Annotated in this window: 14 protein-coding genes; 9 read left to right on the top strand and 5 right to left on the bottom strand. The window is 69.7% G+C overall.

Annotated elements, in window-relative coordinates:
* Window positions 1-507 (top strand): transposase (locus tag ABT063_RS51150; RefSeq protein ID WP_351069088.1); only part of this gene is annotated, 507 nt, incomplete at its 5' end.
* Here ABT063_RS51150 and ABT063_RS51145 read toward each other — a convergent pair.
* On the bottom strand, window positions 455-1,006 hold the full coding sequence (locus ABT063_RS51145) for a hypothetical protein (protein ID WP_351069086.1): 552 nt from the start codon (window positions 1,004-1,006) through the stop codon (window positions 455-457). The genes ABT063_RS51150 and ABT063_RS51145 overlap by 53 nt on opposite strands.
* A 154-nt stretch (window positions 1,007-1,160) precedes the next feature.
* Between ABT063_RS51145 and ABT063_RS51140 the strand changes: the two genes are divergently transcribed.
* The 4 genes from ABT063_RS51140 to ABT063_RS51125 all read left to right on the top strand — a co-directional run bounded on the left by ABT063_RS51140 (window position 1,161) and on the right by ABT063_RS51125 (window position 3,889).
* Window positions 1,161-1,904, top strand: coding sequence for an NUDIX hydrolase (locus tag ABT063_RS51140; protein ID WP_351069084.1), 744 nt, complete (start codon window positions 1,161-1,163; stop codon window positions 1,902-1,904).
* A 119-nt stretch (window positions 1,905-2,023) separates the two neighbouring features.
* A complete protein-coding gene (locus ABT063_RS51135) occupies window positions 2,024-2,188 on the top strand; it encodes a hypothetical protein (RefSeq protein WP_351069082.1) in 165 nt (54 codons plus the stop codon).
* Window positions 2,189-2,216: 28 nt separating this feature from the next.
* Entirely contained in the window at window positions 2,217-3,692 is a 1,476-nt protein-coding gene (locus ABT063_RS51130; protein ID WP_351069080.1) for a hypothetical protein, read from the top strand.
* A complete protein-coding gene (locus ABT063_RS51125) occupies window positions 3,689-3,889 on the top strand; it encodes a hypothetical protein (protein ID WP_351069078.1) in 201 nt (66 codons plus the stop codon). Before ABT063_RS51130 ends, ABT063_RS51125 begins: the two co-directional genes overlap by 4 nt.
* 45 nt (window positions 3,890-3,934) lie before the next feature.
* On the opposite strand, the gene ABT063_RS51120 is transcribed toward ABT063_RS51125, so the two are convergent.
* Window positions 3,935-4,708: a GntR family transcriptional regulator gene (locus ABT063_RS51120; RefSeq protein ID WP_351069076.1), complete on the bottom strand. Its 774-nt coding sequence runs from the start codon at window positions 4,706-4,708 to the stop codon at window positions 3,935-3,937.
* A 132-nt stretch (window positions 4,709-4,840) separates the two neighbouring features.
* On the opposite strand from ABT063_RS51120, the gene ABT063_RS51115 reads away from it, so the two are divergent.
* The 3 genes from ABT063_RS51115 to ABT063_RS51105 all read left to right on the top strand — a co-directional run bounded on the left by ABT063_RS51115 (window position 4,841) and on the right by ABT063_RS51105 (window position 6,690).
* The gene (locus ABT063_RS51115) at window positions 4,841-5,128 is read left to right on the top strand and encodes a hypothetical protein (protein WP_351069074.1); all 288 of its coding nucleotides are present in this window, start codon (window positions 4,841-4,843) and stop codon (window positions 5,126-5,128) included.
* 78 nt (window positions 5,129-5,206) lie between these two features.
* Window positions 5,207-6,058, top strand: a complete 852-nt coding sequence (locus ABT063_RS51110; protein ID WP_351069072.1) for an ATP-binding protein — start codon at window positions 5,207-5,209, stop codon at window positions 6,056-6,058.
* The gene (locus ABT063_RS51105; RefSeq protein WP_351069069.1) at window positions 6,055-6,690 is read left to right on the top strand and encodes a class I SAM-dependent methyltransferase; all 636 of its coding nucleotides are present in this window, start codon (window positions 6,055-6,057) and stop codon (window positions 6,688-6,690) included. The genes ABT063_RS51110 and ABT063_RS51105 overlap by 4 nt, the downstream gene beginning before the upstream one ends.
* A gap of 111 nt (window positions 6,691-6,801) precedes the next feature.
* Here ABT063_RS51105 and ABT063_RS51100 read toward each other — a convergent pair whose 3' ends face one another.
* Window positions 6,802-7,017 (bottom strand): hypothetical protein, encoded by a 216-nt coding sequence (locus ABT063_RS51100; protein ID WP_351069068.1) that lies wholly within the window; start codon window positions 7,015-7,017, stop codon window positions 6,802-6,804.
* Between the two features lie 1,092 nt (window positions 7,018-8,109).
* Window positions 8,110-8,556 (bottom strand): hypothetical protein, encoded by a 447-nt coding sequence (locus tag ABT063_RS51095; RefSeq protein WP_351069067.1) that lies wholly within the window; start codon window positions 8,554-8,556, stop codon window positions 8,110-8,112.
* Window positions 8,557-8,999: 443 nt separating this feature from the next.
* Between ABT063_RS51095 and ABT063_RS51090 the strand changes: the two genes are divergently transcribed.
* Complete coding sequence (locus tag ABT063_RS51090; RefSeq protein WP_351069065.1) at window positions 9,000-9,230, top strand: hypothetical protein; 231 nt, start codon at window positions 9,000-9,002, stop codon at window positions 9,228-9,230.
* 363 nt (window positions 9,231-9,593) lie between these two features.
* Here the strand turns inward: ABT063_RS51090 and ABT063_RS51085 are convergent, their stop codons facing one another.
* Window positions 9,594-12,404 carry an ATP-binding protein gene (locus ABT063_RS51085; RefSeq protein WP_351069063.1) on the bottom strand — a complete coding sequence of 937 codons (2,811 nt, stop codon included), beginning with the start codon at window positions 12,402-12,404 and terminating at the stop codon, window positions 9,594-9,596.
* Window positions 12,405-12,534: the final 130 nt, after the last annotated feature.

The following is a 12,534-nucleotide window of genomic DNA, read 5'->3' as shown; positions in this document are numbered from 1 at the left end:
GCGGGGATCATCGACGCGCAGTCGGTGCGGGCCGCCGCGACGGTGCCGGCCGCCTCACGCGGCTACGACGGCGGGAAGAAGGTGCCGGGCCGCAAGCGGCACATCGTGACCGACACCCTCGGCCTGCTCCTGGTCGTCGCGGTCACCGCCGCGAACATCGGCGACCGGGACGCCGCGGTGGGCCTGCTGATCCGGCTGCGCCGTCTGCACCGCGACGTCACCCTCGTGTGGGCCGACGGCGGCTACACCGGCGGCCTCGTCGGCTGGTGCCGGGACAAGCTCGCTCTGACCTTGGAGATCGTCAAGCGCACCGACGACATGACCGGGTTCGTGGTGCTGCCGAGGCGTTGGGTGGCAGAGCGCACGTTCGCGTGGTTGATGAACTCCCGCCGTCTGGCCCGGGACTACGAGGCCCTGCCCGCCACCAGCGAGGCGATGATCCGGTGGTCGATGGTCACGCGGATGAGCCGGCGTCTGGGACGGCCACGGGCAGCCGGCCGGCACTGAATGCCCCCGACGCCTCCAGGAGGAGCCACCCGCGCTCCGCCAGGCGCCGGGCTTTCGACCGCAGCCCCTCGACCTTCGCCGGCGTCGCGTCAAGGCCCAGTTCCACCGCGATCTCCTTGGCTCGAAGCGGTCCGTGACCCGTGGATCGCTGCTGTTCCAGCACGCCCAGAATGCACTGATAGTCCGGCGCCAGAACCGTCACCGGCAGCCCTTCCCGCCAGGGCGGCACTGTTGAGCCCGGCACCGGCGCGAGCGACAGCACCGCTTTCTCCTCCGCCTCGGTCGTGGTCAGGGCAGTGGACTCGGCCGCAGAGACTGCCAGGGCCTCGACCAGTTCTTCCCGCGCGATCACCCGCCGGTCCAGCTCGATCTCCGCGGCCTCCAACACCTCAGCCAACCGCGCGACTTCCTCCCGCAAACCCTCCACCCGCACGCGGGCAGCCGCCTCTCGCTCCTCCAGCATTCCCAGCACCGACGCCACCGCGCACCCCTCGACCATGAAGCGGACACAAGACGTCGCGATGCTTCCCTCAACCCGAGCGAAACCATGCCTGACCAGCAGGAATCAAGCGATCACGTTCGGTTGAGATACGGCTTCTAACGAAACAAGCAACCCGGTGAGAAGGGGGCGACCTCTGTGACAGCCTGCTGTGGTGACCCAGCCCTTACCGCAACCATCCGTTGACGTCCTCGACGCGGTGGAGCTCCGCCTTGTCGAAGCTCCACCGCCGCAGCTCTCCCCCGAACACCAGACCGCCAGGGACCGAGCCTGGAACAAGGCCGTCCAGGCCAAGCCCTCCCTCTTCGACGGGCCGGTCGTCGCATGCACGCGCCTGGACCAGTCAGAACCACATGAACTCGCGCTCCACTGGACGAGGGTGACCTACCGGAACTACGCCCTGCGCTGGGTCCCCGGCGCTGCCGCACTTCCGTCCCTGTTCGTCGACGTCCTGCAGCCCACCGACGACGGGGCCTTACTGGCCGCACGCATGTCGTCGGCAACCGCCGCCCCCGGCCGCTGGCAGTTGCCCGGCGGATCGGTCGAACCACCCGACGACGGCGCCCCCCTCGACGCCGCGGCACTGCGCCACAACGCAGCGCGCGAGCTCCTCGAGGAGATTGGAATCGACACGCCCCCAGACGACTTGACGTTGTGGGCCGTCACGCGTGGCACAAACGGGAACATCGGCGTGCACTTCATGGCCCCGCCCCAGCCCGCCCCGGTCCTGAACGACCGATTCACCGCGGTCGTGTCCGCAGCGGCAGCAGTCGGCCAGACTCCCGAGCTTGACCAGATCGCACTCGTCCATTCCCCGGCCGACCTCAAGTCCCTCCACGGCCCGCACGTTGACTACCTCGAACCGATCGTCGACCGGTACGCGCGGATACTGCTGTAACGCGCCGTGGTCGTCGACGCCAAAGGACGCATCCTGCCGTTCGAACTGGGTGCGCAGCTCGACGAGCGCGGGCCGCGAAATCCGCCAGGCCAGGTAGTACTTCGCTGGCCTGCGTCTCCGTGGACGCCGTGAATCCGGCCCGGGCCAACCAGCCGGACATCCGTGAGCGCCGCTGGTGGACGCTGGAACAGCTGCGTGCGACCAACAGACCGTCTACTCCCTGGGGCTGGGTGGTCTGGTCACGGCTGTCGCTGCTGGAGGGCAGGGCGACCACGCCAACCTGAAGATACGTGACGCAAGTCACGTCGCGTGGTGACGGATTCTTTGTCGCTTGAGGCCAGTGCCATTGCTTTTAGGCAGAGAGTTGTCGAAAGGCAAGGAGCACAGATGTCCGTCACCGCTTCCCCTGACGCCGTCCCGGCGGGGGACGAGGCTGCTGAGCCCGGCCCCCTGAATGCCTCCGCTCCGGAGAGAGGCAGCACGAGCAGGAAGCTGGTGCTCGCTGCGGATGAGCCGGCCAAGTCCGCCGTAGCTGAGGTGGCCGAGGTGATCGCTTCCCTGCGACAGGTGCACTCGGCAGCTGCCGAGGCGGTGGCGGCCGCGGTCTGCCAGCCATACGCAGGTATCGCGGCACAGGTCGCCCAGACGATGGACTCCGTGCGGGCCGTGACGGCTGCCGCCGCTCCGTTCGTCGCGACCGCATCGCGGGTGTCAGAACTCGCGACGCAGCTCAGCACCGCCGTGGTTCTGCCGCAGCCCGCCATCGACCAGGCCGTGAAGTACACGACCATGCACAACAGCACGATCACCTCCGTCGCGAGGATCGCCGGTCAGATGCGGTTCCCGGTCCTCGACACCCGCTATGTCGGGGTACAGCAGGGCCTTGCCGATCTCGCCGCGTCGGTGGCCCAGCGACCACTCATTCCGCAGGCCGCCCTGCAAACACTCGTTCCTGTCGCGCACGTCGAGCGCCAGCTCGCGCACTACACCCGCAGCATCACCCAGCCCCTCATCCAGGCCCAGGCCAGGCTCGCGACGGCCCCATGGAGGAATCTGGACCTCTCGCCCCTGTTCACCGTCCAGGAGACCATTGCAGCTCTCGATGTCACCAGCCGTCTCAGCAATGTGGTAGCGGCCAGCCTCGCGGACTGGGAATTCCCCTCGCTGATGCGCGACGTCCTGAAGTGGGCAACTGTCGTCTTCGACGAAGCCAGGGGTTACCGCCTGGTGCGCTGGGCGAAGAAGGCGCTGACCGCGTACGCCACGGGAGACTCCCGGCCTCTGCGCACGTTCATCAGGAACGAGCTGAAACTGACCGACCGGCTGGACGACCGCTGCCAGGCCCTGGCCGTGGCGATCCTGGAGGGGCTGATCGATGCCGCAGACCCTTCGGACCCCGCCGCTGTGCGCAAGGCCCTGCGCACATGCGCCAGTACGGGCGTCGCCCTGGAACGGGACCGCACGCTTCGAGGGCAACGCATCCAGTATCTGGGCGACTTCATCGCCCAGGACCTGGCTCCAGGCCCGGAGACGGCCGTGCTGAACAGCGCCGTGGAGTGGCCGGATCAGTTCGACAATCCGCACGTCCGCTATGTCACGAGGCAGCTGAAGCCGAACGAGCGCGAGGTAACCCGGGTCTGGGCGGAGGATCCGACGGTCACCTGGCTGGAGGCCCCGCTGCTGATCGGAGCGCCGCCTGAGGACGGCACCCGGGTGCGGCGCAAGCTGCGCCGGCTCGGCAATGAAGTCCTGCGCCGCAAGGTCCTTGAGGCGAGGGAGGGCCGGTGAGCAGCGTCGGGGAGCGAGCCGAACCGGAGGCGCTGCTGAGCGTGCGCTCTGCCGTGGTCCTGGTGGTGGGCGTCCTGGCCGGCGTCGGGGCGGCGGCCCTGACCGTGCTGTCGGGCAGCCCGTGGCCGACAGCCGTGCTCGCCGGAGGGGGCGCGTTCGCGGGCGGTGTTCTCTTCGCCCACTCGGTCATCGGCTGAGCCCCACCGGCTGGCGGCGGCTCGCCAGGCAGGGGCGACGGGTGGTCAGTCTGGCCGGGGTGGGTCGACGGCGAATTCGTAGGCCACTTCCCAGGTGCGGTCCGGGACGACGATGTCGGCGGTTTCCACCGCGCGGCCGTCGCCGTCGTAGTACGTCCGCTCGATGGCCAGGACGAGGTCGCCGACATTGAGGCCGAGCAGGGCGGCCTGCTCGGGGGTAGCGCGGGCAGGCCGCGGGATCTCCAGCCACGTCTCGATGTTGACGCCGATGGAGCGCATCCGCTCGACCACGCCCTTGCCGGCGAGCGGGCCCATCTCCGGAAGCAGGACGGGGGTGTCGCGGGTGATGGCCATGGGTTCCCAACTGACGGAGAGCTGGGCGGGCTTGCCGTCGGCGAGGAACTCGTACGCCGTGCGTACGGTCGGGTCGCCGGGCTCGATGCCGAGGCGCCGGGCGATGTTCTCCGGGGCGGGTGTACGGGCCTCGGAGGACGATTCCCAGCTTCCGCTGCTGCCGATCTCGTACATGTCGGCGCGGAAGGGGCTGCCGCCGCGGCGTTCACGGTGCCGGGAACGGATCATCCGGCGCCGCTCGCGCGGCGGGGTCACGTATGTTCCTGACCCCGCGCGGCCTTCGAGGAGCCCTTCGACGATCAGGCGTTCCTGTGCCTTCTGCATCACGTTGGGGCCTACGCCGTAGTGCTGGGCGAGTTGCGCTCTTGAGGGCAGCTTCGCGCCGACCTCCCATTCACCCTCCGCGAGTCGACGCCGCAGGTCGCTTGCGACCACCTGGTGCGACGGCGGCTCGGCGTTGCCCATGCGCGGACTCCGTACTGGTCGGCGGCTGTCTCGGTGCCGGGTTTGCGGCTCTCGATTGACAAGTTAATGCATCAGGTTCAAGCTAATGCATCAGATATACTTTACGTGATCATGTGTGTACAGGGGAGATCCGTGAGCTCGCCGACGACCAGGGCTACCGCGATCGCCTCGATGCTCAGCACCGCGCTCGGCGTGCCCCTGGACGACGATGAACCGGAGGCCGTCCGCATTGAAGCCAACGACTCTGGCCTCCGCATCTCGGCGCCGGTGCCGGCCGCGCTCAGCGAAGCGGTCCGCCTCGACGTGCTCGCCTTCCTGATGCAAACCGCCGACCGCTTCGGGCACAGCGTCCAGCACAGCGGCACCTCCGTCATCTGGGCTGAGATCGAGACGGTCGACGCCGGAGGTGGAGCCCCGTGACCCTCCCCGCATGCGCGACCTGCCTCCATCGGCTGCATCGCGCCGCACGACAACCTCGAAGGCTCTGGAGCTGACGGCATGACCCATCCGACACCCATCACTGCCGGTCCGCCACCGACGGCGGCGGAGACCGCCCCGGCCGGTGCCGACGTCGTGCTCTACACGACCAGTGTCGACTCCCGGATCGCCGTTCAGACGCTCGCGGCCCTGCGCGACTTCGCCTCACAGCAGGGGTGGACCGTCACGCGCGAGGCATACGATCTGGCGCCACTCCACTTCCCGGCCCGGCGGCGCACAGGCTGGCGCACCGTCGAACGGCTCCTGGCCACCGGTGAGGTAGCCGGCCTGGTCGTACCGGCCGAGCACGAGGTGGCCATCACGACTGCAGAGCAGACCGCACTGCGCGAGTGGCTGCTGAGCCTGCCCGCATTCGCCGCCTACCCCCACGCCGGGCACCACGGAACCATCGAGCCCGGCGACAAGCCCTCCGGCGCCCCGGTCTCCGTCCTCACCGCGCCTCTCGACCGGGAATGGTCCCGTTCCTACGCCATGGCCCCGGCGAGCCTGCGCCGACTCCGGGACGATGCCCGCATGCGCCTGACCTTACTGAGGTGGTCCGGTGACATCGCCACGGCGCTCGAAGTGCTGTCCCGGCTCGCGCACAACGCCCTCCTGCACGCCGGGCCTGCCCACGAGGCGGTGGCGCGGATGACCATACGCCTGGCCGTGACCGAGGACGAGACGCTGGTGATCGACGTACAAGACCCGCGCCCGGACGTCCTGCTCAGCCAGGCCGCCATCGCCGGTGAGAAGGGGAGGGGCCTGAAGTACGCACGCCTTCTGGGCGCGACGGTCAGCTGCTTCATGTCCGAGGACACGCGGCTCAAGACGGTCCGGGCTCAGCTGCTGCCGGGCGAGGTGTCGCTGTGACCCGCTCGCAGGCCGCCGCCGATGCGGCAGGGCACGGAACCGGCAGTCCAGGCGGAGTGCGCCTGTCGCCTGAGCAGTGGGACCACTGGTTCCAGACCGGCTGGCCCACGGTGGTCAGTCACAAGGAAGCCCAGCTCTTCTACGACCACGTCGCCCCGAGGCCCGGCATGTCCGCCGTGGACCTCGCGTGCGGCAACGGCCAGTGGACCCGGCAGCTCGCCGCCTGGGGACTGAACGCCACGGGGTTCGATTTCTCCGCCGAAGCGCTCCGGCAGGCCACGGCAGCTGGTGCGGCCGGCGTGACGTACGCGCACTGGGACATCGACGGCGAACCCATTCACCACATCCTGCAACCAGGCAGCGTCGACGTAGTGACCTGCCGATACGCGCTGCCGTATCTCCAGTACGAGCGGCTGCTGACGGACGTCGGACGCTGGCTGCGCCCCTCCGGCACCTTCTACGCGCTCGTGTACGTCGACCAGCCCGGCGCAACCAGGAAGCCGGACACCGATCTGTTCCACCGCGGCTTCGCCGGAGAGGAGATCCAGACCCTGGGTTCCGGATGGGCATTCCGCCGGACGTACTCACTGAGCCGGACGCAGAAGGCAGTCGTACTGCGCGACTACAGCTGACCACGTCCCCGCCGTCCCGCCGTGCCACCGCGGGGAGCAGCTCCCGGCGCCGGGCCCCGCCTCCCTTCCAGGGCGGCCCCGGCGCCGGGCCCCTGCAGGACACAGCAGTGTTCAGCGGCGGACGTGGATGCGGATCTGGACCGTTCCGCCGGTTGCGCCCGCCGCGGCTCCGAGTCCGATCACGGCGGCCAAGTAGTCGCTGTTGCCGCTGAGGGTGAGCACGATGACGGCGATGATCGTGCCCAGCACGGATAACGCGCTGATCCAGGTGAGCGCCTTCGCCGTGGCCGACGAGGACTTTGAGGGACTACGGTCGGTCTGAGTCACGGGGATGTACTCCTCCAGTTCTGGGGGTCTTCTGTGACCCGGGGAGAAGCCGGCCGGATCGGCTTGACGGGCGTGTCCAACCCGGCTTCTCCTCGGGAGATCGTGTGGTGCAGGTTCCGCGCCGGTGCGCAGGCAGGGCGTCGATTGATCAAAGCCGAGCACGCAGCGCACCAACACCCCCTGTGAGCAGCGGACTCCGCTAACGGCGCTAAAGATCCACTGCCGCGCTGTCATCGAAGCACTGCCGCAGCCCCGGTCAGCCGGGGTCGGGCGAAGTGGCGGTGAAGTGGCGTACGAATGGCAGACGGACGTCCATCCTCCGGATACCGACCCCCTTTGCGGCATGGGGCCATGCGGTTACTCACTGCGTTCCGGTCGATGCCAGGTCTGCAGTCGCACTTGTGTGCCTCCCTTCTGTTGCCTTCCGATGGAACGCTGGCGCCGCCTCGGACACGAGCCCCCTCGGGCGTGAACCCTGTGAACTGCGCACACGATCCGTGAGAACCCGTGATCTGGCCCCGTGGAGCGATCGAAGCATCGACAAGCCCGTGCGTGGTGCGATGCCGAGCAAGTGGGGTGAAGTGGGGAGCAGTCCGCCGGAGTGTCCAATTGGGACCGCTTTACCCCTTCACTCTCCGGCCATGGAAAACCCGATTGCCGCTTTCGCGTCCTCGGCTGCGCTCACGAAGTGGGGTGAAGTGGGGCGGTACAGCCACTTGACGTGTCCCGTAGACCTGTCCGCATGGAGAAGCCCGAATGTGAATGAGCGCGGTAACTGTCACCGTCTACCCCGGCCACCTGGGCCCGAGCGTCGAGTTGAGCACGATGGTTGTCACCGCCTGGGCGCCGAAGTTGTCACCAGGGCACGCACCAGCGCGCGACGACCTGGTGAGCCGAGGCACGATAGGTGGCACCAGTGACGGGTGCCGATCTGCTCCTTCGTGCGAGGCGCAGCAAGGAAGCCCCGGCGAGGCGGGCCGTTGCGGGCCTCAGCGGCCAGCGCACCTTGCCGAGGTTTCGCGCCGCACGATCGGAGGCACCCTTGGCTCGCCGCCGCACAGTTGACGCGCCAGCAGCGCGCTGACGCCGTCGTCAGGGAGCGACGCCAGCCTTGCGCCACGCGGCGAGGATCTCGGTCACCGCCTGGACTGCTTCCGGGGCGTTTCCTTGCTTGAGGGCAAGGTGTGTGGCGAGCGTACGGACGGCGGCGATATTGAGGCAGAGGACGGCGAGCACGCGCTCCAGCCGTGCGACGAGGCCATGCAGATCGGTGTCGTAGGCGTAAAGGTAGGGGGAGAGCAAGTCGGCCAGCCGCGCAGCTTCGACGTCGCCATCGCGCGCACGTACAAGAGCCCCGTGGCAGTCCCACACCGCGCCCAGGGCGTACTCCGGCAGCACCATGATCCTGAGATTCTCAACACCGTGATCAACCGAAGGGCAGTCCCCGACCCAGTCGGCCGCGATCTGCCAGCGCAGAGGCGGCAGGACATAACGTGCATCGTCATCGGTCGCCGAAGCGGCTGCCTGAACAGTCCGCAAGGCCTCACCCGCCCCACCCGCTACGGCGCCGACTCGAGCTCTGCCGCGCGAGCACAGAGAAGATCGTTCAGGAGCATGAGGCCGCAGCAGGGCGGACGGCCGGCAAGGACAGCACATGACCACAGCCCAGGACGACTCCCCGGCCTCTGGCGAGCAGGCCGACGGCACAGAGCTACCCGCAGCGCCGGCCGCCGCGGGTATCGCCGAGACCGTGGGCCGCGTGCTCGCGATGGCCGCCGCGGCGGCGAGTCCGTCGCCCCCCGGCGATACCGCCGAGATCGAGGCGATCACCGACGCGATGATCCGCCTGCTGGTGGGCACTCCTCTGCGCTCGGACGGCCAGCTGACGATCAAGTCCCTTCGCCGAGGAGGCGGGCCTCAAGCGCAACAAGCTCACCCACAAGCACACCGGGCTCAAGGACCTGTTCTACGCCTTGGTGCGCATGCAGGACACGCGGCCGAAGGTCGTCGACGACCTGAAGCGGACCAATGACGAGCTGCAGCAGAAGCTCACCCGCCTGCGGGCCGAGCGCGACCGGCTGCGTACGGACGTTCAGCAGCTGGTGCGGGTGGTACACGTCCTGGAGATCGAAAACGCGCAGCTGCGTGAGGCAGCTGGCAGCGACGGTGTCGTCCGGGTTCTGCCCGTCCAGCATCGGCCCTCGAATCACTAATAGTTTGCGCAGCACCGGCAGCCTGATCACTCACGGGGACGAGGGCGTACGACGTTCTCGCTCTACCTGCGGTTTGGCTGCCCGGGTGGGGACATCTGCAGTGCTGTCCGGTCACCCGATGGGGCGGCGGCCTGGTGGTGTTCGGGGCCCCTGTGGCCTCGGCGGGGCGGATCATGGCAGCAGGAGCGGGCGAAGCGGACAGGCGTGCACGGTCAGCACGACCGCGCCGGGGGATAAGCGATTATCGGCGGGTGACCAGCTGGTGTCACCCGCCGGGCGGCCGAATGGTCGAAGTTCCAGATTCGAGTCGTTCGGGTAGTCGTCGCGCACCTCGGTGTACCGATTCGCTGCCGTTGGCGAGTCTCAGCTGAGGCGGGTTACGGGCGGCAGGCGGTAGCTGGTCTCCTGCGCGACTCGCTCGGCCTCAGCGGCGTGCCGGGCCGCCCCGGCGGGATCCCCAGTGGCCCGCAGGACGGCGGCGAGCGCCGTCAGTGCCAGACAGGCGATCGGGCGGAGTTCCAGATCACGGGCGGTGGTGAGGGCATGCTCTGCGTGGGCTGCGGCGCGGGCGGTGTCGCCCATCGCGAGGCGGGCGTGGGCCAGCCAGGTCTGTATCTCGGCGTGCTGCTGGCGGAAGTCGTGGCGCTCGGCGAGCGTCAGGGCCTCGTCCAGCAGGGCGGCGGCGCGGGCCGGGTTGCCGCGCAGGTGGTCCACGCTGCCCGAGGTGATCAGGGCGTCGATCTCGCTGGCCGGCTCGCCGGACGTGCGGGCTGCCTGTAGCGCCTGCTCGGCGTGGCCGGCGGCGAGGTCGGCGCGTCCGGTGTCGCGGTGCGTGATCGCCACGGCCAGGTGGGCGTTCGCCTCGTCGTGGCGGTCTTGGTGGTCTCGGCAGCGGCGCAGTGCCTCGGTGCCGTCGGCGAGGGCTTCCCCGTACCGGCCCAGTCCGTGGTGTGCGAGGGCCCGGTTGATCAGCGGGCTGATCAGGGCCTGCGGCGCCTCTTCCTTGAGGCAGATCCCGATCGCCTCGGTGGTGCGCTCCACGGCCGGGGTGAACTCGCCGAGGTACGTGTGGATGACTGCGAGAGTGTTGAGCGCTCCGCTGAGCTGTAGGCCGCGGTCGAGGGAGCGGAGTATCCCGACGCCCTGCTCCTGCCACTGGCGTGCCAGGCGCATCTGGCCTCGCTGGCCGTGCAGGAGTGCCAGGTTGCTCAGGATGGCTGCCTCGCCGGGGGCGAATCCGGTGCTGCGGTATCCGTCCAGTGCACTGTGCAGGGTTTCCAGCGCGGTCTCCACCTCGCCGGTGGACAGCCGTAGCAGGCCGAGGCTGTGCTGCATCGACGCCCGGGCCAGCGCCTCGCCGTCCCGTTCTGCCGCCTCAAGCGCCGCGGTGGCTGCCGCTTCCCATTCGGGCTGGTGCCGCCGGTGGTAGAGGTACATGCGGAGCTGGTCGGCCAGTTGCCAGGCAAAGGGGCGCGGACCCGTCTCGGCGGCGCGGCGGATGACGGCGATGAGGTTGGCCCGCTCTTCATCCAGCCAGGCGGAAGCCTGGTCCCGGTCGGCGAACCGGTGGGACTCGGCGCGCGGCCGGGGCAGTTGGGCCCGGCCACGGTAGTCGAAGGCGGTGGCGGCGTCGGTTGTCGCGAGGTACCACGCGCACAGCCGTTGCCAGGCTGCTGCCTGGCCTGGGTCGGCCGCGGCGTGCTCGGCGGCGTACAGTCGCAGCAGGTCGTGGAACTGGAACCGGTCTGAGGCGGTGCGCTGCACTAGCCCCGCAGTAACGAGCTGGTCCAGAAGGCGCTCAGTGGCGGTCGGCTCGGCGCCCGGCAGGGCCGCGGCTGCCTCGGCGGTGAAGTCTGATCCTGGATGCAGCCCGAGCAGGGCGAACAGCCGCGCCGCGGCCGGCTCCAGGGCTGCGTGGGAGTGGTCGAAGGCGGTGCGGACCGCGGCTTGGCGGTCGCCGACGATGGAGAGCTTGGCCAGCCGGTTCCCGTCGGCCAGCTCGTCGGCGTAGCGGGTGAGGGAGCGGCCCGGGCGGGCGGCCAGGTTGGCGGCGGCGATCCGCAGCGCCAGCGGCAGGCGAGCGCACAGCTCGGCCAGCCGCGCGGCGGCCTCCGGCTCCGCTCCGACCCGCTGCTCGCCGAGGATTCCCGTCAGGAGTGTGATCGCCTCGGGGAGTTCGAGCACGTCCAGCGGCACGATGTGGGCAGCATGGCTGACGGTCAGGCCCCACAGGTCGCGTCTGCTGGTCACCAGTACCGAAACCCCGGCGGTGCCCGGCAGCAGCGGCCGTATCTGCTCAGCGTCGGCGGCGTCGTCGAGGATCAGCAGGACACGCCGGTCGGCCACTCGGCTGCGGAAGGCGGCCGCGCGGTCCTCCAGCGCCTGCGGGATCGTGTCGGCGTCCTGCCCGCAGGCGCGCAGCAGCCCGGACAGCACCTCGGAGGGATCACGCGGCCGGTCGGTGGTCCCCAGCAGCCGTACGTACCACTGGCCGTCGGGAAAGGCCGGCCGCAGCCGATGACCGAGGTGCACCGCCAGCGCGGTCTTGCCCACCCCAGGCAAGCCGGACACGACGACGGGCACCCCCGCTGGCGGGGCCAGCAGCTCCTCGAGGCGATGAAGGAGCTCGGAGCGCCCGGCGAACCCCGGGGTAGCCAGGGGAAGCTGGCACTGCACGGCCCAGGCCGATCCGGCCGGCCGCCGGACGGAGGCGTGGACCGTCGGCGCGCTCAGCTCCGCGTCCCCGCTGAGGATTGCCTGGTGCAGGCGCTGCAGCTCCTGCCCCGGGTCGATGCCGAGCTCCTCGGCGAGCATGCCGCGAAGATGCCGGTAGTGCGCGAGGGCGTCGGCCTGCCGGCTGCACCGGTACAAGGCGAGCATGTACTGGGCGGCCAGCCGCTCGTCCAGCGGATGTGCGGCGCTGCGCTCGGCGAGCACGGCAAGCAGCCCAGCGTGTTCACCGAGCCGCAGTCGCAGGTCGGTGCATTCCAGCTCGGCGGCCCGCTGCTCCTTTTGGAGAGTATCGCGGGCGGCGTTGAACCAGGGGGTGTCCGCAGTGGCGAACGGCGTCCCGTGCCACGTCGCCAACGCCCGCTGGAATGTGGCCGCCGCATCCGAGTCGTCGGCCGCCCGGCGGGCCTCGGCGAGCAGATGGCGGAAGCGATGCACGTCCACCGCCAATGCATCAGTGCCAACCGTGTAGCCACCTGAGAGCAATGCTCATGACCTGTGGATCGGCCTCGGGCTGGACGCGAAGGGCGTACCTTCCCGAGTGATCGACTTCTGGTCATCGAGTAGGCCGACG

Source organism: Streptomyces sp. NPDC002838 (assembly GCF_040295365.1).
Classification (GTDB): Bacteria; Actinomycetota; Actinomycetes; order Streptomycetales; family Streptomycetaceae; genus Streptomyces.
This window is presented reverse-complemented; position numbering and strand designations above follow the sequence as displayed.

What these genes read in the sequence shown, in the direction of transcription:
- ABT063_RS51110 (WP_351069072.1), top strand. Translation starts at nt 5,207, where the DNA reads ATGACCCATCCGACACCCATCACTGCCGGTCCGCCACCGACGGCGGCG.
- ABT063_RS51145 (WP_351069086.1), bottom strand. Translation starts at nt 1,006, where the DNA reads ATGGTCGAGGGGTGCGCGGTGGCGTCGGTGCTGGGAATGCTGGAGGAG.
- ABT063_RS51120 (WP_351069076.1), bottom strand. Translation starts at nt 4,708, where the DNA reads ATGGGCAACGCCGAGCCGCCGTCGCACCAGGTGGTCGCAAGCGACCTG.
- ABT063_RS51090 (WP_351069065.1), top strand. Translation starts at nt 9,000, where the DNA reads ATGCAGGACACGCGGCCGAAGGTCGTCGACGACCTGAAGCGGACCAAT.